The 22,972-nt window shown below is 49.3% G+C and carries 24 protein-coding genes and 2 pseudogenes; 18 read left to right on the plus strand and 8 right to left on the minus strand.

Annotation, left to right across the window (positions count from 1 at the left end):
• Window position 1 precedes the first annotated feature (1 nt).
• Together ACQE3Y_RS09895 and ACQE3Y_RS09900 are read left to right on the plus strand one after the other, a co-directional pair.
• Window positions 2–3,529 (plus strand): phage tail tip fiber protein, encoded by a 3,528-nt coding sequence (locus ACQE3Y_RS09895; protein ID WP_426981544.1) that lies wholly within the window; start codon window positions 2–4, stop codon window positions 3,527–3,529.
• 51 nt (window positions 3,530–3,580) lie between these two features.
• Entirely contained in the window at window positions 3,581–3,853 is a 273-nt protein-coding gene (locus ACQE3Y_RS09900; protein ID WP_426981545.1) for a hypothetical protein, read from the plus strand.
• 24 nt (window positions 3,854–3,877) lie between these two features.
• Here ACQE3Y_RS09900 and ACQE3Y_RS09905 read toward each other — a convergent pair whose 3' ends face one another.
• Window positions 3,878–4,324, minus strand: coding sequence for a glycoside hydrolase family protein (locus ACQE3Y_RS09905; protein ID WP_426981546.1), 447 nt, complete (start codon window positions 4,322–4,324; stop codon window positions 3,878–3,880).
• 40 nt (window positions 4,325–4,364) lie between these two features.
• Between ACQE3Y_RS09905 and ACQE3Y_RS09910 the strand changes: the two genes are divergently transcribed.
• The 5 genes from ACQE3Y_RS09910 to ACQE3Y_RS09930 are packed head-to-tail and all read left to right on the plus strand — an operon-like array spanning window position 4,365 to window position 6,831.
• Complete coding sequence (locus ACQE3Y_RS09910) at window positions 4,365–4,796, plus strand: hypothetical protein (protein ID WP_426981547.1); 432 nt, start codon at window positions 4,365–4,367, stop codon at window positions 4,794–4,796.
• Entirely contained in the window at window positions 4,796–5,404 is a 609-nt protein-coding gene (locus ACQE3Y_RS09915; protein WP_426981548.1) for a hypothetical protein, read from the plus strand. Before ACQE3Y_RS09910 ends, ACQE3Y_RS09915 begins: the two co-directional genes overlap by 1 nt.
• 1 nt (window position 5,405) lies before the next feature.
• On the plus strand, window positions 5,406–5,735 hold the full coding sequence (locus ACQE3Y_RS09920) for a hypothetical protein (protein ID WP_370733830.1): 330 nt from the start codon (window positions 5,406–5,408) through the stop codon (window positions 5,733–5,735).
• On the plus strand, window positions 5,732–6,022 hold the full coding sequence (locus ACQE3Y_RS09925) for a hypothetical protein (RefSeq protein WP_426981549.1): 291 nt from the start codon (window positions 5,732–5,734) through the stop codon (window positions 6,020–6,022). Before ACQE3Y_RS09920 ends, ACQE3Y_RS09925 begins: the two co-directional genes overlap by 4 nt.
• Window positions 6,023–6,039: 17 nt before the next feature.
• Window positions 6,040–6,831, plus strand: a complete 792-nt coding sequence (locus ACQE3Y_RS09930; RefSeq protein WP_426981550.1) for an HNH endonuclease — start codon at window positions 6,040–6,042, stop codon at window positions 6,829–6,831.
• 82 nt (window positions 6,832–6,913) lie between these two features.
• On the opposite strand, the gene ACQE3Y_RS09935 is transcribed toward ACQE3Y_RS09930, so the two are convergent.
• Window positions 6,914–7,351, minus strand: a complete 438-nt coding sequence (locus ACQE3Y_RS09935) for a hypothetical protein (protein WP_426981551.1) — start codon at window positions 7,349–7,351, stop codon at window positions 6,914–6,916.
• A 436-nt stretch (window positions 7,352–7,787) separates the two neighbouring features.
• On the opposite strand from ACQE3Y_RS09935, the pseudogene ACQE3Y_RS09940 reads away from it, so the two are divergent.
• A pseudogene (locus ACQE3Y_RS09940) lies at window positions 7,788–8,129 on the plus strand (phosphatase); the annotation flags it as partial.
• Between the two features lie 35 nt (window positions 8,130–8,164).
• Window positions 8,165–8,746: a TorD/DmsD family molecular chaperone gene (locus ACQE3Y_RS09945; RefSeq protein ID WP_426981552.1), complete on the plus strand. Its 582-nt coding sequence runs from the start codon at window positions 8,165–8,167 to the stop codon at window positions 8,744–8,746.
• An 82-nt stretch (window positions 8,747–8,828) separates the two neighbouring features.
• Here ACQE3Y_RS09945 and ACQE3Y_RS09950 read toward each other — a convergent pair whose 3' ends face one another.
• Window positions 8,829–10,205, minus strand: coding sequence for a CoA transferase (locus ACQE3Y_RS09950; protein ID WP_426981553.1), 1,377 nt, complete (start codon window positions 10,203–10,205; stop codon window positions 8,829–8,831).
• A gap of 60 nt (window positions 10,206–10,265) precedes the next feature.
• A complete protein-coding gene (locus ACQE3Y_RS09955) occupies window positions 10,266–11,165 on the minus strand; it encodes a DMT family transporter (RefSeq protein ID WP_426981554.1) in 900 nt (299 codons plus the stop codon).
• A 336-nt stretch (window positions 11,166–11,501) separates the two neighbouring features.
• On the opposite strand from ACQE3Y_RS09955, the gene ACQE3Y_RS09960 reads away from it, so the two are divergent.
• The 5 genes from ACQE3Y_RS09960 (at window position 11,502) to ACQE3Y_RS09980 (ending at window position 15,420) form a co-directional block, all read left to right on the plus strand.
• Window positions 11,502–11,696 carry a hypothetical protein gene (locus ACQE3Y_RS09960; protein ID WP_426972833.1) on the plus strand — a complete coding sequence of 65 codons (195 nt, stop codon included), beginning with the start codon at window positions 11,502–11,504 and terminating at the stop codon, window positions 11,694–11,696.
• A gap of 120 nt (window positions 11,697–11,816) precedes the next feature.
• Complete coding sequence (exaC, locus tag ACQE3Y_RS09965) at window positions 11,817–13,337, plus strand: acetaldehyde dehydrogenase ExaC (RefSeq protein WP_426981555.1); 1,521 nt, start codon at window positions 11,817–11,819, stop codon at window positions 13,335–13,337.
• Window positions 13,338–13,457: 120 nt separating this feature from the next.
• Complete coding sequence (locus tag ACQE3Y_RS09970) at window positions 13,458–14,018, plus strand: nucleotidyltransferase family protein (protein ID WP_426981556.1); 561 nt, start codon at window positions 13,458–13,460, stop codon at window positions 14,016–14,018.
• A complete protein-coding gene (locus ACQE3Y_RS09975; protein ID WP_426981557.1) occupies window positions 14,018–14,986 on the plus strand; it encodes an XdhC family protein in 969 nt (322 codons plus the stop codon). The genes ACQE3Y_RS09970 and ACQE3Y_RS09975 overlap by 1 nt, the downstream gene beginning before the upstream one ends.
• A 233-nt stretch (window positions 14,987–15,219) precedes the next feature.
• Entirely contained in the window at window positions 15,220–15,420 is a 201-nt protein-coding gene (locus tag ACQE3Y_RS09980) for a hypothetical protein (protein WP_426972827.1), read from the plus strand.
• A 75-nt stretch (window positions 15,421–15,495) separates the two neighbouring features.
• Here ACQE3Y_RS09980 and ACQE3Y_RS09985 read toward each other — a convergent pair whose 3' ends face one another.
• From ACQE3Y_RS09985 to ACQE3Y_RS09995, 3 genes and pseudogenes are all read right to left on the minus strand, one after another.
• Complete coding sequence (locus ACQE3Y_RS09985; protein ID WP_426981558.1) at window positions 15,496–17,052, minus strand: methyl-accepting chemotaxis protein; 1,557 nt, start codon at window positions 17,050–17,052, stop codon at window positions 15,496–15,498.
• 379 nt (window positions 17,053–17,431) lie between these two features.
• The gene (locus tag ACQE3Y_RS09990; protein WP_426981559.1) at window positions 17,432–17,629 is read right to left on the minus strand and encodes a hypothetical protein; all 198 of its coding nucleotides are present in this window, start codon (window positions 17,627–17,629) and stop codon (window positions 17,432–17,434) included.
• Window positions 17,607–17,810: pseudogene (locus tag ACQE3Y_RS09995) on the minus strand (glyceraldehyde 3-phosphate dehydrogenase NAD-binding domain-containing protein); the annotation flags it as partial. The pseudogene ACQE3Y_RS09995 and the gene ACQE3Y_RS09990, both read right to left, overlap by 23 nt.
• Before the next feature lie 181 nt (window positions 17,811–17,991).
• Here ACQE3Y_RS09995 and ACQE3Y_RS10000 point away from each other — a divergent pair.
• Window positions 17,992–19,113, plus strand: a complete 1,122-nt coding sequence (locus ACQE3Y_RS10000) for an aminotransferase class V-fold PLP-dependent enzyme (RefSeq protein ID WP_426981560.1) — start codon at window positions 17,992–17,994, stop codon at window positions 19,111–19,113.
• Window positions 19,114–19,139: 26 nt separating this feature from the next.
• On the opposite strand, the gene ACQE3Y_RS10005 is transcribed toward ACQE3Y_RS10000, so the two are convergent.
• Window positions 19,140–19,808: a YecA family protein gene (locus ACQE3Y_RS10005; protein WP_250652514.1), complete on the minus strand. Its 669-nt coding sequence runs from the start codon at window positions 19,806–19,808 to the stop codon at window positions 19,140–19,142.
• 366 nt (window positions 19,809–20,174) lie between these two features.
• Here ACQE3Y_RS10005 and ACQE3Y_RS10010 point away from each other — a divergent pair, with 366 nt between their 5' ends.
• The 3 genes from ACQE3Y_RS10010 to ACQE3Y_RS10020 all read left to right on the plus strand — a co-directional run bounded on the left by ACQE3Y_RS10010 (window position 20,175) and on the right by ACQE3Y_RS10020 (window position 22,883).
• Window positions 20,175–20,501, plus strand: coding sequence for a four-helix bundle copper-binding protein (locus ACQE3Y_RS10010; RefSeq protein WP_426981561.1), 327 nt, complete (start codon window positions 20,175–20,177; stop codon window positions 20,499–20,501).
• 497 nt (window positions 20,502–20,998) lie between these two features.
• Window positions 20,999–22,234, plus strand: a complete 1,236-nt coding sequence (locus ACQE3Y_RS10015; protein WP_426972822.1) for a cation:proton antiporter — start codon at window positions 20,999–21,001, stop codon at window positions 22,232–22,234.
• 121 nt (window positions 22,235–22,355) lie between these two features.
• The gene (locus ACQE3Y_RS10020; protein WP_426972820.1) at window positions 22,356–22,883 is read left to right on the plus strand and encodes a DUF421 domain-containing protein; all 528 of its coding nucleotides are present in this window, start codon (window positions 22,356–22,358) and stop codon (window positions 22,881–22,883) included.
• Window positions 22,884–22,972: the final 89 nt, after the last annotated feature.

Here is a 22,972-nt window from a genome sequence, read left to right on the forward strand (position 1 = left end):
TATGGCAATTGCAGCAGTAGCTGTAGCAGTAATCGCAGGTGCATCAGCGGCAGCCGCCGCGTATGCCGCAGGACTTGCATTACTTGCTGTAGTAGCAATAGGTGTAGGTGCAGCCGCTCTATCGTATATCAGTTCATCGCAAATGATGAGCGTTGGTCAATCGGGGGTATCGTATCCGAGTACCAGCAGTACTAACGCACGGTCAACAAGCCCAAGTACCGGTATCCCGATAAGTTATGGCGGTTCTAACCGTAACGCAACAGAGGATGCCTACAATAAGTTAGGCTCTATCGTTGTATGGCAGAACGTATACAAGGGAACTTCCAATACTCTCTGTACCGTGCACTGTATCAGTATCGGGGAAGTAGGCCAGGTTCCGGGTGCACAGTCTGGCGGCGTAATCAAACAGATCTATATCGATAACAGCCCTGTACTGATAGATGGTGCATACATCACTACTGAAGGTCAGATACCTACTTCAATGATGATCGAGAAGTACCGTAAGTACCTTCAGTTAGAAGTACGCTTTGGTAAACCTTCTTACGGTGGTTCTATGACGCTAGCACGTCAGTACGGCGGTGATCGCTGGACTGATGATATGCGGGGTGATGGACTCGTACAGATTTGTAGTGTTATCAAGAAAACCAATGATTCTTTGATTGACGGTATTTTGACTAATGAGAACTATACGCTATCAGTAGAAATGAAAGGGCGGTTGATCTATGACCTAACAGATAATGTAAAAAAACCTAGTTCTAATCCACCAAGCCAGCTTTATGATTTTATCACTAATACAGAGTTTGGTTTTGGACTTGATCCAAATGATATTGATATTACAAGCTTCAGGCAAATGGCACAGTATTGTGCAAATAACCATTTCTATTCGAACGGTTCTATCCAGTACGATAAAAGCTTCAAAGAAAACATTGAAGCAATTCTATCAACATTCGGTGGTGTACTATATGAATCAAACGGTGTGCTTTACCTTACAGTAGATGCACCAGATATACCAGTTCAGCACTTCGATGAAAGTAATATTCTTGGTTTAGTGAATGTAACGACAGGTTCCAAATCTGACTACTTCAATACGATGGATAGTACTTATACTAACCCTGATAATGATTTCTCTCAGGACATTATACGCTTCCCTAGTGATGCAATCAGTAATGAATCAATTGCAGCAGATGGTTATATCATCAAGAAAGATCTAAATTACCTATGGGTGCTTGATAAAACACAGTTAGCAACTCTAAGTAATATCGAACTTCTAAAATCGAAGTACATTAGCAATACGATTACATTCAATACCTACATAACCGATATGAAGGTATTCGATGTTTTCACTATTAGTTTCAAAGAAGCTGGTTTTAGTAATAACAAGTACCGCGTAGTTTCTCGTACCGTACCAATGACAGTAGATAAATCAGGTATCGTTCAGATCACCGCGATTAGTTATGATGATGGTATCTATCAGGGTAAAGATCCTGGTAAGTTCCCACAAGATGGATTGACTAACTTACCGTCACCAACATATGTATCACCGCCAAGTAACTTACAGGCACAACGCTTAGGGGCTACTGTTTCAGGTAATGCAGTATTGCTTACATGGGATCTCAGTCAGGATACATCAGTACGTGGTTACAAAATTCGCTATAAACGCAGCGATTCCGGTACTTGGATCAACATCGGTAACGTAGGGCCGTACACAACCAGTTTTGAGATTTTAAATCTTCTGTATGGGGTTCAGTATGACTTTGCAATAGAAGCCTACAACACGTTGGGTTACACCTCAGAACTAGTAGCTATCTACAACCAGACACCGCAGGTAATCTTTGCTTTACCGAAGATCACTAGCCTAGACATGGTGAACGATGATGTAGGGCTAAACCAGACTTACGCACAGGATTTTATTTTTACATGGGATGATCAGAGCGGCTTAGCCGTGAACGGTAAGACATTCGCAGATTTTTTTAAGTACTATGAAATTCGTGTTTATGACCGCTACCGGAATTACATCAAGTCGTACTACACCACTGTAAACAACTGGACGTATACCTTTGCCATGAATACCAGTGATGGCTTAAGCCGCTATCGTGTATTGGGTATCATCGCACATGGTTACGGTACTGGTATCTACAGCGAGGAAGTACAGATCGAAGTAAGTAACCCACAGCATCCACAGGTATTAGGTATCACCTTACACAGCGGTTACGATGCAGTATACATAGACTGGACAGAATCTAACGTACCGGATTACTCAGGTATCGTTATGCAGATTGCGAAAGATGAAGGTTTCAGTTCAGACGCACACTACTTCAGTAGCTCAAACCGCTACAGTGCATCTTTCAGAGTTGAAGACGGTTCCTGGTTTGCACGTATTGCGGCTTATGATGTGTTCGGACAGGATGAACTTGTATGGTCGCCTACTATCGGCTTTAACCAGAATACGAAGGTTCCATACTCCAAGCTGAATGATGATGTAGTAGATGGTCTACTCAACAGTGATACAGCAACAGGTATCGTTGAGAAACAGATCGTAGATCAGCTTGGTTCCCGCTGGCAGGTACAGGTATCGAACAACGGTAACGTTACAGGTATCGCACTTGCAGCAGATGAGAAAGAATCTGTATTTACGGTTATGGCAGACCGTTTCAGCATCATCAGTACAGATAGTGCAAAGCAAAGTGATAAGGTCTATCCGTTTGTAGTACAGGGTGGTAAGACTTATATTAACTCAGCGGTCATCGCTGATTTAAGTGTCAATACAGCCCAGATAAACAACTTAGCAGTGTCTTCCGCCAAGATTCAAAACGCTGCAATTGATAATACCAAAATCGCTAATGCTGCAATTCGCAATGCACATATCATGAATGGTGAAATTGATTCTGCGAAGATCAGCCAACAGATACAATCCAGTAATTGGGATGGTACAAATGGTTGGATGATTAACAAGGATGGTAATGCTAACTTTGGTAACGCTACTATTCGCGGTACGATATATGCTAATAATGGTGTGCTGAACAATGTTACTATCAATGAGAACTGTAATATTTTAGGTTCGTTAAGTGCTGCAAGGATTGTAGGTGATATATGTAGGCCACAATCTACAGGACTATCTACAGTACCGTTTATCTTTGGTTCTAAGACTGTATCAGGTGGACAACAAGCATTACCGCCTGTAGCGAATCAGCATTATCTAGCGTTACGTATTCGTGGTGAAAACTTTGAGAGGATACTAGATAGTAATTTATATATTACATTGGCATCTTCTGAAAGACAGTATTTTTATGTTCGTATGGGAGGTGATGGTATCGGGCTTACTAATTTGTTTTATTATGATGCAGGTAATGGCGGATCATCAACTACATATCTTTTGAATGGTATTACTGTTCCGGTTGTAGGTCGCGGTAATTGGAATTATATCTATGTGATGTGTACAACGGATCGTAGAAGTAGTGCTTCACTACAAGTACCGACACCATTTCAATCTTTTATCTATCGATCAGGTGATCAACCTTTATATAACTAATAAATACTTTGGCACACGTTGTGCCAAGATAATAAGTATAAAAGGAATGATATGATTGCTACTATAAGTGCGATTGGTTCATTAATTGTTGCTGTACTTGTTCTGTTATGGACAGTCTACCGGGATTTTTCTTCTGATAATACAGTTTTAGAGTCACGGATTAATGGCGTTGAAACTAAGGTTGCTCTTATCGAACAATCACTAGTTGCATTGGAACAAGAACAAGACCAGATGAAAAGTACTCTAAAGAATCTAGAGAATGGGCTACATGAACTGGATCTAAAGATTGAAAGGATTCTGACAATTCTGGATACCAAAAAATAATTAAGGGGCGTAATGCCCCTTTTTTTATTTGTTTACTAATTGTTCTACCATATCGTTTAAGCGATTCGGCGTCTGTACATACCAGCGGCTGTCTTTTGCCTGTTTAATGGCTTCTTTGTAATCATGCACCTTCAACGCTGCAATCATCTTCTTAAACTTCTGAACACCTGTTAAGCCCAACTGAAAAATCATAATGATCATGAAGTCTTGCCAATCGTTAGGAAGATTTAGACCAAGCGTACTGTAATGGATTCGTGCTTTCTGAATATCATTTTCTAGAAGTGCATCAGCTTGTGCTTCAGTAATACCCTGTGAGTAATTCAGACTACTTTCCATCAAATGACCATAGCCGATAGTTTCGTATCCCAATGAATCTTTGTATGGGTAGAACTTACCATTTCTGAAGTACTTTAACTTTGCCTGATACTCTCTAGTACCTTCATACTGTTTTAATCTGTTTTTTAATTCCATTCACTAAATACCTTTATAACAATAATAAGGGTATTTAGTTATGAAAGAATGGAAGGTTTATAACTCTGATGAGTGGACGATAGATGATATTACTAGTGGTGACTATGCTGCATTTCTCTATCTAATGGTTTTCGAAACAGGTGAGTTCTATATAGGTATGAAGCATATCTATGTAAAAGTACGTGACGCTAAGAAGATAAAAGATACATCTAAGGAATCAAACTGGAAAAACTATACCAGTAGTTCAAGGTCAGTAAAGAACATGATTGAAAACGAGGTAGGGTATGAGAAGTACTTATTATGGTGTTTCCCTACAAGTAACCAGACAGCGTTAGTAGAAGCAATCTTGATTGGCCTCTTTGGTACTAGACATGATTGCGTGAACAAAGCAGTACTATGTAAATCAAGACTACCTAAAGATAACGGTGAGACTTTCAAGATAGTGCAGCAATTAATACAGGAATTACAGTAATGACATGGCGAAGAGGGCATAGCCCCGGCGATATGAAAAGGTTCATCAACAGGAACAGCCCGAAGATAGGACAGCAATTCAATAAAGAACTAAGTAAAAGTATGCGTACAGTAACGCAGCAGATGCAGGCAAAGATCAATACAGATGTAGCTGGCGGGGCGGTTCCATTCACTACTAAAAGTATGTTTTTCAACTTCAAGAAGATTAGTGAATTCGAGTCAGTTAATCAGATTATCTTAAAATCTAATCAAACATCCTATCTGAAGTACATCCTAGATCCCCAAAGTGCAGCAACTGTAGAATCTAAAATTATTCCATACAAGAACGCACCTCTGACTAAGCAAGGAAACATCACACAGCTTCGTTCCAGGTCTAAGAACAATAAATATAAAAAGGTAAAGTGCAAGAGCGGTAACACGTACTTAATCGATACTACAAAGAAATCTGCTAAGCGTAATCCAAAACTGGCACGTGAAAAGAGAGTAATTGGCTATTACGGTTCAGTAGGAAGAAGACCACTGTTTGACTACTACGATGAAACCGAAAAGAAAGTAATACAGCAATTAAGGAATTTACGCGGTAGCTTTGATTACCGATGGAGAAATTAAGATGAATAACTTAGAACAATTCCCATGTTACGATCATTCTGTACTAGAAGATTTTTCATTTCAGGCTATCAAGCCAGTAAGTGTTACCATACCATATGATAAAGCACTATCTGGAAACAAGCTTATCAAAAAGAAAGTAGATGATGAACATGGTAAATTAGTAGTGTATAGCTTCAATCATGATAATACACCTCGTGTAAACGTAGACGATGTATTAACTGTTGAGCTAAGTAAAGAGAAGACAGAAGTAAAGGTACTATATTCTTACAATCACATCTATAAAGGTCATCGCGTTTATTCCTGTGTTTGTCAGATACAGGAGGATGTATGATAAGTATTCTTATCGATTTATTTAAAACGGCTACAACGTTCTTTACTAAGAAGCAAGAAAGTAAAGATGAGTTAGTAGCTAAGAACTCAGAGCAACAAAACGAAATTACTTTAGAGGAAACGAAGAAGGGGTTTACCTGGCGGCAAGCACTAGGATACGTACTAACGTTCATTGTGTTTTATAACTACGTTGTGATTCCTATCCTGGCTCTATTCGGGATAGTACTTCCTACGATTCCGCTTGCAGATGTTTGGAGAGTTTTGATAATCTTGATTGGGGGCAACTAAAGATAAAAGGATTATGTATGAGCAACTCGATCACCAGTAGTGTTATTAAAAAGCTTTATGGATTGTCTGCTGGTAAATGCAATATTTGTAAAATATCTTTATTTGAAAATGAAGTTCATGTTGGCGAAATGGCACACGTCATTGCAAAAAAATCGGGCGGAGCCAGAGGCGATGCACTTAGAATTAATGATAACTCTTATGATAATTTAATCTTATTATGTGCAAATCATCATTCTGAAGTTGATCAGAACCCAGAACACTTTACAGTAGATTTGTTAAAAGCAATAAAAAAAGAGCATGAGGATTTCATTGCAAATTCTACAGATTTTTCATCGTTTGCTGCTAATAAAAGGGAATCAGATATTGTTTTCTTAAATGCTTATTTTTATTACACCCCCTTTTTTAGAATGTTAAGTTTTCTTAGTGACCTGCCATATCGTCATCATATCTATCTTCTAGAGTTTGAAGATCAATTTGAGAACATCTTAAAAGATTTGCCTTTTAGTTACCCCCTAAATGATGAATCACTCCAAAAAAACTTTGAAAACTTCATAAATGCAATTAAAATGCTTGACCGCATTCTTTGTGGGTATATTGAGCATAATGGTAGAACTATATGTATATTTGATAGTGCTAACAATGGCTATTATTGCAAATTCAATGGTTCTGATTTACCTTTTGATAAGGCCGATTTAATTGAGGATGAAATATATAAAGTTAAAGATGCATTATATTTTTCGTATAGAGAGCTTATTTCATATATAAGGATGTATTACCCCGAAGTTAAAATGAGTTCCCCCAATTTTTAACTTTAAGTTTGGATGTCTGAATTTTGGTTAGCCAACCTTAAGTTAGGTTAGCGAACCATTTATATGCACTAATATTCATGGCTCATTTTTTTTGCTTACGTTTTTGTTTTTCAACCCAAACTTCATAGCCCAAATAAACAAGTCCTAGGATAGTGATGAGAGAATAAATGATGGCGGAAATATAGTGTTCCGCAGAGAAACTTAGTCCCGTAGCTATAATGGCAGTAACCAGAGCTAGGACATTAAGTATATCAACTCGATTTCGGACAACTTTAAAAAAATTGCATTTTCGTTGAGAAATTTTAGTGCAAGCTAAGACTGTTAACGCAAGAGATTCAGCAGAGTATAATGGTGACAAAGTTGTCATAATATCCTGACGATAATTGTTTTCGACAAGATAGATTCCCATACATAAATTAAATGCCAGATAAAGAGCAGTTATTATAAAAATCAACAAGCCATAAGAAAATCGAATTCCGAGAATTTTCAAACTATCGTTTTTAGTGCCAGAGGTAGACATATCATTTCCTTGATTGACTATTAGAATAGGTATTAATATTTGTACATGTTTCTAATCGCAATATAACTATTCTCATAGCGAAATCAAGTGAATCTGTATGTCAAACGCAATATTAGTTTTGGATACGCAATCTGAGAGCTAAACAAGCATCTTATTATGGCTTTTCTATTGATTCGCATAGTGCAGGAAGGTGTTTAAATCTAGGTGCAGGAATAGGGCGGTTGTCATCCTATCAGTTTTAAGAGCGGCTTGAATCTAAAAAAACATAAAAAGTTGCAGAGCAAACTTGGCTTCAGTTCGAGTCGGGATGCGGCATAGATACTAGTCTGTCCCGGGATCAATGCCACGGTACAAGCGTAGTATGCAAAGTGATTAGGGTTGAATATGACAGTAAAACTCACTATTCTAAAAAACTAAAAGAGTAGAAATTGCTTTTGGGAACCCGAAGTTTCCGGTCGATATTCCGGCGATTGCCGAAGCAGCGGCGAAATATCAGGTGGCGCTGGAGATTAACAACTCTTCCTTTACCCACTCGCGCCCCGGCAGCGAGCCGAACTGTCGCGCTATCGCCGCAGCGGTAAAAGAGGCGGGCGGATGGCTGGCGTTTGGTTCCGATTCCCATACCGCTTTTACCCTGGGAAATTTTGAACATTGCCTGCGTATTGCGCGCGAGGTGGATTTTCCGGAGGAACGCGTGTTAAATGTCACGCCGCGCCGCCTGCTTGATTTTCTGGAAATGCGGGGCGGGAAGCCTCTCGACGCGTTTGCTGACTTTTAACGGCGGCGTCTTAACCTCTGAACGGACTGAAAGTAATGAATGAGTTTTCCATCATCTGCCGCGTGCTTGGCTCGCTGTTTAATCGTCAGCCGCAGGATCCGCTGCTGGTGCCGCTGTTCACGCTGATCCGTGAAGGCAAACTGCAACAGAACTGGCCGCTGGAGCAGGATGAGCTGCTGACACGTCTGCAACAGCATGCCGAACCACAGGCGCTGGCCGCCGATTACAATGCGCTGTTTGTCGGCAGCGACTGCAGCGTGCCGCCTTATGGCTCGCAGTGGCAGGATGGTCCGGCAGAGGCAGAGGTACGTGCTTTTTTACAACAGCGCGGTATGCCGCTGAGCGATGCGCCAGCCGATCACTTTGGCGCGTTACTGCTGGCGGCCTCCTGGCTGGAAGATCAGGCGCAGGAAGATGAGATTCAGGCGCAGATCGCACTGTTTGATGAGTATCTGCTGCCCTGGTGCGGCGCGTTTCTCGGCAAGGTTGAAGCGCACGCCACCAGCGGCTTTTACCGTACGCTGGCAGCATTAAGCCGCGAAGCGCTGCAGGCAATGCGTGAAGAGCTGGCAGAAGCGGAAGAGGAAGCAGAACAAGAGGGCGAAGACGAAGCGTAATTACGCATCGTTGCTGTTTTCTGGTCAGGCCCTTTACCTGCGGTTAAAACGCAGTAGGTACCGGCACGGCAAAACCAAACCGCTACCGGTCTGGCAACCAGTTGGCGGAGGCTGAACCCAGCGGGCTGCCGCTGCGTGACCAGAGCAGCGGAGTGCCGGGCAGCCACAGCGGCGGTCGCAGCCGGTAACCTATGCCCAGCGGGGTGAGTTCCAGCGTATCGCTTTCATCGTGCGGCTGCGTCGGGCCTGGGCCAATCGCTGCTGTGTTGGCTGCGTAAGGATGTGAAGTCAGCAGATGCGCAGTGCGTGCCAGAGAGAGCCGGGCCGTTATGCCGGAGCGATGCGCGACGCGTCGGCGCATGCCTTCCAGCACGGCTGCCGCCATCAGATAACCCGTTGCATGATCCAGCGCCTGGACCGGCAGGGGAGATGGCGCATCGGCAGCCTGCCAGCGCTGGCCCGCATCGGCGATGCCGCAGGCCATCTGCACCAGACTGTCGTAACCGCGTCGATTGCGCCAGGGGCCGCTCCAGCCCCAGGCGTTCAGGCTGACATCCACCAGTCCGGGCGCTAACTGTTGCCGACGTGCATTGTCGTAACCCAGTTTTTCCAGCGCATCGGCGCGATAGCCATGCACCAGCACATCTGCCTGTGCCAGCAGCTGTTCAAACTGCTGTCGCCCCTGCGCGCTTTTTAAATCGAGCCGGGCGCAGCGTTTGCCCTGCATCATCTCCTCTTCCAGCGAAGGCTCCTCCCAGTCAGGGGGATCGAGACGCAGCACCTCAGCGCCCAGCCCGGCCAGAAAACGAGTGGCCACCGGCCCGGCGATGACGCGCGTTAAATCCAGCACTTTAACGCCCCGTAACGGGCGTGCGATCGGAAGAGACCATGCGGGCGGCGCACCCTGCGTCTGCGTTTCCCAGGCGATTAGCGGCTCCTGCGCCACGCATTTCCCCTGTGGGTGCTGCTGCCATTCAGCCAAAGTGCGCATCTGTGCAGCACAGCCGCCGGCATCAATGATGGCCTGCTCAAGCGTCTGTTTTTGCCAGCCGGCAACCACTTTTGCCAGCGCCACACGGTCCGTCTGTTTTCCCAGCACGCGCTCCATCGCCTGACGGTGATGCGGCGCATTAGTATGCAAACGGATCCAGCCGTCAGCGGTGGCGTAGTCACCTGAGAAAACATCCCAGGCGGCAGGCAGCGGGCGATTTATCGGACGAAAAGTGCGCTGGAACCAGCGTGAGGCGAGACGGATATCAACCGTGACCTTTTCAGGATTGCCAACCAGGCCAGCGGCGGACTGCGCCGCCAGTGCCATGCTGGTGGCGGCAAGTTCACTGACCGGAAAAGCTGATGCAAAGGCTTCATATCCCTGCAGGATCATGGGTGGGGGCAAGGTTTCTCCCTTTAGAGCATGCCACAGCTGCTGCCAGAAAAGTGCCGCCAGGTTGCTATCCATATCCTTCTCCCTCAGTTCATTCGCTCTTTCACCTTAGCAATGGATGGACTTTTTTTCCTGTTACGGCTGATGCTTACGTCGTAGCGGCAAACGGGGGAAGCGGGCATGCATACGTAAACGACGGAGATTGATTACTGCGATAGCGGTGCCACAAATAACCAGCAGCGAGCCGATAATTTTAAACATATTCATGCTGTCGCCCAGCACCAGCACGCCCATAATCACGGCCAGCACCGGCGTCAGCAGCGAATAGGGCATCAGCAGGTTGACGTTATATTTTTTCAGCAGCGCATACCAGAGCGAATAGGCCACAACGGAAGAGGCGATAGCGCTATACAAAATGCCGAACCAGCCCCGCCATGAAGCGTGCAAGAGCGCGTCAATCTGATGCGCTTCGGTCAGCCATGAGGTTACGCCTACGATGGGGATTGCCATAAACGACAGCCAGCCGGTCATGGTTAACGGTTTGATTGGCGGCGCTTTTTTGACAATCAGGTTGCTGATAGCCCAGCCGCATGCGCTGGTCAGCAGCAGCGCCAGCACCCACCAGTTGGGGATCGTTGGGCTGCCGGTCAAGACCACCACGCCGCTAAGAGAGATAGCGATGCCAAATAATTGCATCAGCGTTAACTTCTCTTTCAGGATCACCCAGGCGAGCAACATGGCAATCGGCGTGCCCAGCTGTACCAGCACCGCGCCGGTACCGGCATCGGTGTAGCTGATACCGACAAACAGCAGGGAAAAATGCATAAAACCAAAGGTAAATGCCAGCGCCGCCAGCCAGGGCAACTGGGCACGGGTGATACGGGTAAAGGGGATCAGAACCAGCGCGACGACCACGAAGCGCATAAAGGTCATAAATAACGGCGGCAGATCCAGCAGGCCCCATTTAATGGCCACGTTATTAAATGCCCAAATGGAGACGACCATCAACACCAGAAAAAAATGACGCAGAGCCACAACACCATCCTTAATTGTCTGCAATAAATCATTAACTATCATGACAGGTATCGACACACAGACAAGCCTTAGCGCGGCGGTTTTCTTTGCCTGCTTATTATCAGCCCGCACCCAAGTCTCAGAAAAAGTTATGAGACAGCCCTCAACAGAGCTGCAATACTGTGCAACCGAAACGCTCCCGTAACAGGAAAAGAATTCGGTATGGCCTGCACGCAGCATCCTCTTGCAATTATCCAGCTTGAACGGCCCCCGCTTTTCGGTCTGGCTCTCCCATCGTCAGACGGTACTGATGCCGCCGCCCGGCGCGCGCGTGCTGGCCCGCTCCGACGGCGATGATTGCCAGATCATTCGTACGGACCGCATGCGCTATCGGTGCAGTTTCATCCCGAATTTGACGCACACATTATGCAGGCCTGTTTGCCGGAGGGCGCGGATTTTAATCCTGCCGCTCAGCCGGATACCCATCAGCCACGCCTGATTTTACAGCGTTTCTGGCAAAGCCTGCGCCAGCGTGAGCAGCTTAGCGCCTGAGGCGCTGAATCTTTCCGCCGCGCTCACACTTTTCTCCTGTGGCAACTGACAAAGCTGCTGCACTCGGCCATGTTAATAAATGGTTACTTGTTTGTTAGCTGACACCACAGGAGAATCGGTATGCGCTATGCCTGGCCCGGATATAAAGATTCGCTGATAACGCTGCAGCAGCGCTATGGCAACTACATCAACGGTGAATTTGTTGCGCCGGTTAGCGGCGACTATTTCACAAATACATCGCCGGTCGACGGCTCGGTTATCGGCGAATTTCCGCGCTCCGGCCAGCAGGATATTGAAAATGCGCTGGACGCGGCGCATGCCGCTGCCGATCGCTGGGGTAAAACCTCGGTACAGATACGCTCTCAGCTGCTGCTGAAAATTGCTGACCGTCTGGAACAGAACCTGGAGCGCCTTGCGGTACATGAGACCTGGGACAATGGCAAACCGGTGCGTGAGACCCTGGCGGCCGATCTGCCGCTGGCGGTGGATCACTTTCGCTATTTTGCCGGTTGTATTCGTGCGCAGGAGGGCACGGCGGCGGAGATTGATGAGCATACCGCCGCCTACCATATTCACGAGCCGCTGGGCGTGGTTGGACAGATTATCCCGTGGAATTTCCCGCTACTGATGGCGGCCTGGAAACTGGCACCGGCACTGGCGGCCGGTAACTGCGTGGTGCTGAAGCCTGCCGAGCAGACGCCGCTGTCGATCACGCTTTTTGCTGAGCTGGTGGGCGATCTGTTGCCGCCGGGCGTGCTGAACGTGGTACACGGTTTTGGTCGCGAGGCGGGCGAAGCGCTGGCGGGCAATCCGCGTATCGCTAAAATCGCCTTTACCGGTTCTACTGCAACCGGCACCCATATTCTGGAGCTGGCGGCGAAAAACCTGATCCCGTCCACGGTGGAACTGGGCGGTAAATCGCCTAACATCTTCTTTGAAGATATTATGCAGGCGGAGCCTTCTTTTATTGAGAAAGCGGCAGAAGGTGTGGTACTGGGCTTTCTTAATCAGGGCGAAGTGTGTACCTGTCCATCGCGCGCGCTGATTCAGGAATCGATTTACGAGCCGTTTATCGCAGCGGTGATGGCGCGGATAAAAACCATTCGACGCGGCGATCCGCTCGATACCGAGACGATGATCGGCGCGCAGGCTTCGCAGCAGCAGTTTGATAAAATTCTCTCTTATCTGGATATCGCGCAGCAAGAGGGCGCAGAGATCCTGACGGGTGGCGGCATTGAGCCAACTGAAGGGCAACTGCAAAGCGGCTACTATATACAGCCAACGCTGTTGAAAGGCAGTAATAGTATGCGGGTGTTTCAGGAGGAAATCTTCGGACCGGTTGTGGGCATTACCACCTTCAAAGATGAGGCGGAAGCCATCGCTATTGCCAACGATTCCATTTACGGTCTCGGCGCAGGCGTCTGGACGCGCGATATTAACCGCGCCTGGCGCATCGGACGCGCCATCAAAGCGGGTCGCGTCTGGACTAACTGCTATCATCTTTATCCGGCGCACGCGGCGTTCGGCGGTTATAAAAAATCGGGTATTGGTCGTGAAACCCACAAAATGATGCTCGATCATTATCAGCAGACCAAAAACCTGCTGGTGAGCTACAGCATTGAGCCGCTGGGCTTTTTCTGACTTTGCCTTCCCGCCTCAGGGGCGTTCCACGCCCCTTTTTTTATCCTTTGATGCCAATTTTTGCAGGCCTGGTTCCCGACGATCTATGCTTAGCTTTTATCGTAACGCAACGGGACGTCTATGACCGTAGGGATTTTGCTGCTGGCAGCTGGAGAAAGTACGCGCTATCGCGCCGCCTGCGGTCGTCATAAGCTGCTGGAGCCGATAGAGGGCGAACCGATGCTGGCGCGCAGCTACCGTATCGCCAGAGAAAGCGGCCTGCCGGTGGCGGTGGTGCTCAGACCAGAGCCGCTGGCGCTGCGGCGCTGTATTGGCGGCGCACGCCAGATTATCCTGCCGAGCACGGGCATCGCCAGCTCTGTCGCCGCCGGGGTAAAGGCAACGGCACACTGGCATGGCTGGCTGATCATGCTGGCGGATATGCCGTGGCTGAGTCCGGCAACGCTACAGCAGACGGCAGAGGCGCTGAAAGTGCATCAGCGGGTGCGCGCCTGCTGGCAAGGTCAGCCAGGTCATCCGGTGGGCTTTAGCCAGGAGTGTTATGCGCAGCTGGTGACGTTAAGCGGCGAAACGGCAGCGCGTGAGCTGTTAGCGCAGCATGACGTTTATCTGCTGGCGACGCAGGACAGGGGCGCGGTACGTGATGTCGATCTGCCGTCAATGCTGTCGGGAGAGGGATAATGCAGTCACTTGATCAACAGGTTATTGACCGCGCGCTGCAGTGGCATCAGCAGGGAGAGTGCGTCTGGCTCTGTACCGTATTGCACAGCTGGGGATCGGCGCCGCGCGCGCCCGGTGCGCTGCTGGTGGCAAATCAGCAGGGACAATTTTGCGGGTCGCTCTCCGGTGGCTGTATTGAAGAGGATTTTCTTGCGCGCTTACAGCAGGGAACTTTTAACGCAGCCAGCCAGATAGTGCGCTACGGTGAAGGCGGGCTGGCAACATCCACCCGGCTGCCGTGCGGCGGGGTGCTGGATGTGCTGATTGAACGGCTGCTGCCGGACGCAGCCAGCCTGAACCATCTCCGCCGTCTGCAGCAGGCGCTGGCGGGCGGCGATCGGCTGCGCAAGCAGATTGTAATAGGGCAGAGCGCACAGCTGGAAACCGAGAGCGACCGCGTGCCGCGCGCATTGTGCTATGACCATGACAGCGTATCGTTATCAGTAGGCAGCGTGCCGACGCTGCTGCTGGCAGGCTATTCAGCGGTAGCCGGTGAATGCCTGCGCCTGGCGCTGATGCTGGGCATGCAGGTTATTGTGTGTGAACATCGTGATGCCTTCTGGCAACAGCTTCAGGAGCACCATTTACCGCAGCCGCATTTGCGCTGTATCAGTCAGCACCCGGCGCGCTATCTGGAGCTGCACGGCGCAAGCGATCAAACCGCGGTGATCTGCGCCACGCACGATCCGCGTGTGGATGATCTGGCGCTGCTGGAGGCGGTAAATACGCCCGCTTTTTATCTGGGAGCCATGGGATCCGCCAGCAACAGCCAACAGCGGCTGGCGCGTCTGCGTCGGATCGGTGAGCTGGATGAAAGCGCGTTACAACGTATTCATGCCCCCATTGGCCTGCCGATCGGCAGTAAAACACCCACGGAGATCGCGTTGGCGATTATGGCCGATATCGTACGTGTCAAAAATGGGCGTTGATTATTCGCAGCTTACTGTTAGTTACTTTCTGATGTTTCAGAAACGCATAGCGATCATAATAAGAACATACGGCCAGCACGGCGCTGTTTGAGTTAACGACGTCAGCATATAAACCACGCTCTCATGAAAACGATAAGAGAAATATCGGAAAAAAAGCCGCTTACCCTGTTGATTTGGCGTAATGGTCCGATATTACTATGCTTAAAAGGATGCATTTTCACTGGAGAGAACTGATGTCAGTAAGCCGTAGCCTGTTTGACGAGCGTGATGAAACGCTGGATGCTCTTGAGGAAAGCCTGATTGCAGTGAACTTGCCGGGACGACAGCCGCTTCATCTGAGCGACAAAGAACGTTTCCCTGCGCTGATGAGCGAACATTACAGCGCGCTGCGCGATCCGCTTTATGACAGCGATGAGCGGGTGTTCTGGCGTTAACATCCCGCTGCGGATGAATATATTCCGTTAACTTTTAGGCAGGAGAAGCGGCCTCGCGCTTCTCCTGCTGTTTCGTTATAGCGCGGTGGTTTTGAAAATCGCCACACTGCGGCTGAGCTGTGACGCCTGATCCTCCAGCGCCGCCGCAGCGGAAGCGGCCTGTTCCACCAGCGTAGCGTTCTGCTGCGTGACCTCATCCATCTGTGTAACTGCCAGACCGACATGTTCAATACCGTTTGCCTGCTCACTGGAAGCCTGGGAAATCTCAGTCATGATCTCAGAAACACGCTGGATGGAAGTCACGATATCTTTCATCGTAATGCCAGCATCGGCGACCAGCGAGGTGCCTTCGGTTACACGTTCTGAAGATTGATGGATTAGCTGCTTGATCTCTTTCGCTGCGGTTGCACTGCGCTGGGCCAGTGCGCGCACCTCGCTGGCAACTACCGCAAAGCCGCGCCCCTGTTCGCCTGCACGTGCGGCTTCCACAGCGGCATTCAGCGCCAGGATGTTGGTCTGGAAGGCGATGCCTTCAATGGTGCTGATAATATCCACGATATGCTGTGAACTTTCTGCAATCGCTGACATGGTGACGACGACCTGATCTACGACTTCGCCACCGCGTAGCGCCACCTGCGACGCATCGCTGGCCAGTGTGCTGGCATGCCGGGCATTAGAGGTATTCTGCCGCACCGTAGCGGTCAGCTGCTCCATACTGGCCGATGTCTCCTCCAGCGACGCTGCCTGCTGCTCGGTGCGGCTGGAGAGATCGATATTGCCTGTCGCCACCTCTTTCGCTGCGTTATCAATTGAGGCCGACGCATTTTGAATATCAGAGACCACGCGCATCAGTTGTGCCTGCATCGATGCCAGCGCGTTAATCAGTACGCCGGTTTCATCACGCGAGTTTGCAGAAAGCGGAGTCGTCAGATCGCCGGTGGCAATTGCCTGAGCGGCATCCACTGCGCGTTGTAATGGAAGGGTGATTGCGCGCGTCAGCACATAGCCCAGCGTTATGGCAATAGTTAAGCCGAACAGTGCACCAAAAATCAGCGTCAGCGTGGTTTGCGATGTGATTGAATCCACGGCGGCCTGGCGTTGCTTAACCAGTACCTGCTCTGCTCCAGCGAATTCATTGATAATGGCGCGCATGTTATCCATCTCCGCTTTACCGGTATTGGCTTCAAACGCCTCAATAAATGCCTGCCCGGTCAAGGTACCGGCATCGGCGGCGCGACGGTTTTCCAGTAGGCGTGCGGCAAAATCGCTTTTCCAGGTCTTCTCAAATTCCAACAGACGATCCAGACGTTGCTGCTGGACAGGGTTATCCGACGTTAACTGGCGGGCCTTTTCCAGATGCTGCAGGAATACCTTTTGCCCGTCCGCATACGGCTGCAACATATCTTCTTTGCCATTAAGGGCATAACCGCGCAGGCCGGTCTCCATATTAATCAGGCTCTCAACCAGCCCTCGGCTTTCATCAATAACCTGCCAGGTATGCACGTTCCAGCTATTTGCTGTGATGATACGCGAAAAGTTTAAGTAAAAAGTCGCGCAGATAACTAACATCACTGCGACAACCGCCCCGAAAGCCAGAATAAACTTTCGCTTGATAGTTAAATTTCTAAACATGTGTTATTACCTGCGAACAGAGGTCAGTCCAGTTGAAGTGTTATTGTTGCTTAAGCATCGGCGGGGAAAGCGAAACCTTTAGCAGGTATACATAAGAAAGGTGCATGTTTTTTTTGCGGCTGTATTCGGCTGATCATCGATGCTATCGCGCCGAGAAAAAATCACAACGCAGGCTAGATGAGAGGGCAGGGTGATAAAATCAAATCCATGCACAAGCGCATTAGGGGCGTCGCTATTTTTACTGTTGACGCTGCCGATCTTGGCGAAGTAAGCAGCGTGGGAATAGTGCTGTGCTGTAGACGCAGGCGTCAGAAATGTAAAATATTCAAAAGGATTTCTGATAAATTCATGGATGAAATGCTGGCTATTCTGCAGGTCATCAAAGAGAGATTCTCTGTTCTGTTATGCGCTGATAATTAAGCGCCAGATCGACAAGGCGATTTGAAAATCCCCATTCGTTGTCATACCAGGCAAGGGTTTTGACCATATTGCCACCGATAACCAGCGTTGACAGCCCGTCAATAAGCGATGAACGCGGATCGCCCTGATGATTAACCATCGATGCTACGCTGCCCATGGCTTGCCTCCATGGCCGCCGGCAGCGTGCCCAGCAGAGAGTCATATTTCAACAGGTGAGCCAGCGTTTTGCTGTCTGTCAGATTGTTTATCGCCACAATCTGCAGCGCCGGGTTGCCCAGTGCTGCGCGTAGTACGTTGCGCCCGATCCTGCCAAATCCATTAATACCGATTCTGACCATGATAACCCCTTGTCTGTTGTCCCGGGTGGCGCGCAGAGAAGAAGAAGCGGCAACCTGTTTTGGGTGTGTTTTTCTGAGAATGATGTTAAAAAATAAATCTTTTAACAAAATATTATGAGTATGCTGGCGCGACTGCCCGGTCGCCTTGCAGCATTAAGTCTGTCTTTCACAGGAGCGTCGCGTGTCTGTTAACATCCCTCAGCATTTAATTCCCTCCGATCCGCGTTTTGGCTGTGGCCCTTCATTAATTCGCCTGGAAGATCTGGCCCGCCTGCAACAGCAAGGGCCGCATCTGTTAGGCACCAGTCATCGCAAAGAGCCGGTAAAAGCGTTATGTCGGGAAATTCAGGATAACCTGCGCAGCTATTTAAATGTTCCTCAGGACTACAGCATCGTGCTGGGGAACGGTGGCGCGACGCTATTGTTTGATATGGTTGGACTTGGGCTGGTGAAAAAGCGCATCGTTCATCATGTCTGTGGCGAGTTCTCTGATAAATGGTTTAACGCTTCCCGACGTATTCCCTGGATCGAGGCGGAAAAGCGCCAGGTAGAAAATGGGCAGGGCAATGTGATGACGCAAGGCGAAGGCGCAGACGTTGTTGCCGTTACGCTGAACGAAACCTCTACCGGCGTAATGAATACCCTTTTGCCGGACGTTGATGAGCACTGCCTGCTGGCGGTAGATGCCACCAGCGGCGCGGGACAGGTAGCCTGCGATATTTCCCGTACCGATCTCTTTTTCTTCTCTCCGCAAAAGGTTTTCGCCAGCGAAGGAGGGCTGTTTGTGGCCTTGCTGTCACCGAAAGCGAAAGCCCGTATCGCGGAGGTCGCCGCGGATCGTGAGCGCTATATTCCGGTTTTTGCCGACTGGCGGCTGGCGCTGAGTAACAGCGAGCAGGCGCAAACTTATAATACGCCAGCCGTGGTAACGCTATGGCTGTTTGCTGAGCAGGTTAAGCGGATGAATGCGCTGGGATTCGCGCAGGTAGAGCAGCAGGCAAAAGAGAAGGCCGAGTGGATCTATCAATGGGCGCAGACGCATAACAGCTTATCCTGCTATGTGGCGGATCCGCGGGCGCGTTCAACCACGGTGGCGACCATCGACGTTGCCGATTCGGTTGACGTAAGCAAGCTGACAGCCTGGCTGGAACAGCGGCAGCTGGTTTATGGTATTGATGGCTACCGGGCGCTGGGCCGTAACCAGCTACGCATTGCGCTATTTCATAATATTTCGCTGGATGATTTGAAAAAGCTTACGGCGTTAATCGATTATCTGATCGACTGCGGGGGATTTGCCGCATAAAAAATGCGCCCGCAGGCGCATCATGCTTAGTGCAGGCAGCACTGCTTATATTTTTTACCACTGCCGCAGAAACAGGGATCGTTGCGGCCTGGCTTTTGCTCGGTGACGATTGGCTGCTGCGGCGCAGGCACCGCTTCCGGCTGGGCGATCCAGTAATCGTGCAGCGCCAGCGCAGCAGGGCGAATGGCGGCAAATCGTGCTTCCATCTCTTCCGGGGAAAGGTTTTCCAGCTGCGGGAAATTTTCCTCTTTACCGTGCAGGGCGATGGCTTCCAGCGCAGGTTGTAAATCTTCCGGCAGCGTTGACCAGTCGCTCAGCGCCACGCCGCGCATATAGCCAAAGCACCACTCTTCCACCACGGTGAAATCCTGGCCTTCGGTTTCACGTACGCCAAACAATGGATCGAACTGCTCGGGAAAATCCGCAAGACGATCGGCAATATCGTTCATATGCTGGAAGCAGAGCTCCATAAAGCGGTTCATTTCACGCTCGTTGCTCCATTTCGGAATGCGCTTCTCACCGCCCCAGAGCGCTACCAGCCATTGGGCTGGCTCAATGGTTTTCGGACCGGAAAGCACGGCGGTCAGCAGGCCATCCAGCTCGGCAACATCCACGATTGACTCCTCGCTGCCATATTTATCCAGCATTTCGTCAAGCCATTGCAGCTCTTTCTCGGTCAATGGGCCTTCTTTCATACTGTTGCCTCCTGGGCGCTTAGATTTAAAACCGCAGCAGTGTACACGCTTATCCGCTCAGCTTAGCTATAAATATGACAACTGGCCTGGCGAGGCGGCGAGGGAATCAGGCGTCGGGTTTATTTTTGCCATTATTTTACGACGGCACTAACCAGCATCTATGCCTGCTTTTTGCAACAAGAACGTTGAAAGTGATTTTGCGATCTGTTTCGGAAACCCCGGCAACTCGTGAGTGGCTTTTCCTTTATCCGACCCGTTCGTATTCTGATAAATTTTACTGAAATTAACAGGCTACTTTGCAGCACTGGCTATTATGATCCAGGATTATTACTTACCAGACAACAATCAGGGTAAGGGAGAAAATATATGTCAGAAAAATACCGCAGCTGTATTGAAGCCTGTTATATCTGCGCCGCAACGTGTGATTACTGTGCCACGTCATGTTTGAAGGAGGCGGATGTCGATATGATGCGTGAATGTATCCGCTCGGACATGCAGTGTGCCGCCATCTGTCGTCTGGCCGCGCAGTTTATGACGCTTGAAAGTGAATTCTCTGCTGAACTCTGCAACCTCTGCGCTGATATCTGTCAGAAATGCGGCGATGAATGCGCGAAACATGAGCACAACCATTGTAAAAAGTGTGCCGAAGCCTGTCACCGGTGTGCCGAAGAATGCAGAAAAATGGCCGCCTGATAATGCGGAGGCCAGAGAGCTGACTGGATACGCCTTTCTGATATTCAACGTAAAGCGTTTCTTTTGGGCAGAAGACACCCCGGCTCTGTGAGATACGCCAGACATTTGCGCCAACTGAGCAAGGTTGCTTACGCATAAAATCTGACTGATCTCTTTTCACTGTCCCGACAACAATCCTGTTCCGCACCGGAAAGAGAGACTGGTTTTATAAAGGTCGTTGAAATCCTGTATTTCAGGCCAGCTGCCATCTAAAAAATACTCCTTCTAATGGAGCGGCTTCTTGCTCTTCCGATGCTGCCGAACGGCAGGAGCGTGCTGATTTCGGTGCTCTTTTTTTAACTCAGGGACGGGCATATAACAGCGGTGGGTTTGACTCCACCCCGGTGGGCTTTACAGGCAGCGCTGCGATTTATACCCCTGGCCGCCATGTCGTGGCAAAACAGGGGCGGGCTGCTGCTTTGTTCATGAACGGGCTATCTGGCTGAAGAGGGACTCAAATGCTGAACATTGCAGCCATCTTTTTGTGTATTACTGCTCTACTGGCGTATCTCAACCGGCGTTATGTTGGGCTGCCGTCGGCTATCGGCGTTATGGCCATTGCGCTGGTCATTTCCCTGTTTAATATGCTCGCCGACACGTTGGGAATCCCTGTTTTACGGACGCTTGAGCAATCTCTGGTTGAATCCGTAGATTTTTCCGAGCTGCTGATGCAGGGGATGCTGTCACTGTTACTGTTTGCCGGCGCTTTACATGTGGATCTGCATAAGCTGCGTGCCTACCGGTGGCAGGTGGCTTCACTTGCCATTATCGGCACGGCATTCTCAACCGTCATCATTGGCGTGTGTTTATGGGGAATTCTTACGCTCACCAGCCTGCAACTGCCTTTCGCTTATTGCCTGATTTTTGGGGCATTAATTTCACCTACTGACCCGATTGCCGTGATTGGTATTTTGCGTTCTGCCGGGGCACCCAAAAATGTTGAGCTCGTTATGTCAGGCGAATCGCTCTTTAACGATGGGGTCAGCGTGGTTTTGTTTTCACTGATTCTCTCCATGATTACCAGCGCTGAAGCCCCCGGCATTACGGAAGCTATGACTCTTCTTATCAGGGAGGCGGGGGGTGGGGCCCTGTTGGGAGGGGGTGTTGGTTACATTATTTATTTAATGCTCAAAAGCATCGACAGCTATCAGGAGGAAGTGCTGCTTACCCTGGCTGCGGTACTGGGCGGCTATGCGCTGGCTACGTACCTCGAAGTATCAGGGCCGCTGGCTATGGTAGTCATGGGGCTTATCATTGGGAATCAGGGCCGCTCAAACGCAATGTCAGAAGAGACGGAACGCCATATTGATATGTTCTGGGAGCTTATTGACGAGATACTCAATGCCGTGCTGTTTGTGCTGATTGGTCTGGAGGTGATATTGATTCATTTTACCCATAAGCTTCTGGGCGTGGCATGCATAGTTATTCTTCTGACGCTTTTTACCCGGCTACTGACTGTGGGCCTACCTATCGGCCTGTTTAACCGTATTTTCAGGTTGCCGAAGGGGGCATGGGCGGTGCTGACCTGGGGTGGGTTACGTGGCGGTATCTCAGTGGCATTAGCGCTTTCCCTGCCGACAGGGGAGCATCGCGACACCGTCGTGTCGCTTACCTATCTTGTCGTAGTATTTTCAATACTTGTTCAGGGTATGTCCGTTGGGAAGCTTGCCCGTCGCATTATACGACCAGATTAAGTTTTATAATGGCAATGCTGCATCACCTGAAAAAATGAGTTGCAGTTAACCCTATATGGCTAAGCGCCCGTACCCACAGACCCGGGAATTTCCTTTAATTAATGTAACTACCGGAGAAATAATGGAAGGGATATTTTTCAGTAGCGGCTCTGCGCTTGTTCGCACGCTGATTATTGGCATTCTTGCTTACGTTAACCTCATCATATTGCTGCGCCTGTCAGGTCGGCGTACGCTGTCTAAAATGAACGCGTTCGATCTGGTGGTTACGGTGGCACTGGGGTCAACGTACGCTACGGTCTTGCTTAACCGCAACGTGTCTCTTGCCCAGGGGACGCTCGCGTTTGCCCTGCTGATTGTGTTGCAGTATGGAGTCACCTGGTCCAGCGTCAGAGCTGGTTGGTTCCGCAAGCTGGTAACCGGTGAGCCAGCCTTATTATTCTATCAGGGCCATTTTCTTACCCAGGCGATGCGGTCGTCCCGTGTAACAAAAGACGAAGTCCGTTCAGCTATCCGGGCAGGGGGCTTTGCTGCCCTGGAAGACATCGAAGCGGTGGTGCTGGAAACAGACGGGAGCTTTAGTATCGTCAGGTCTGGGGCGGAAGGCCGTTCCGCGCTTTCTGACGTCACCATACAGAACTCCGATGACTGAATTTTCAACCAGCGCCGTTTAGCACGAAGTGGCAAGGCTGAGGGAGCGTTCGATCTGCAAAAACGGACACCACACTCACGTTGTATCCG

It is taken from the genome of Pantoea sp. FN0305, from assembly GCF_050113845.1.
Taxonomy (GTDB): Bacteria; Pseudomonadota; Gammaproteobacteria; order Enterobacterales; family Enterobacteriaceae; genus Mixta; species Mixta alhagi.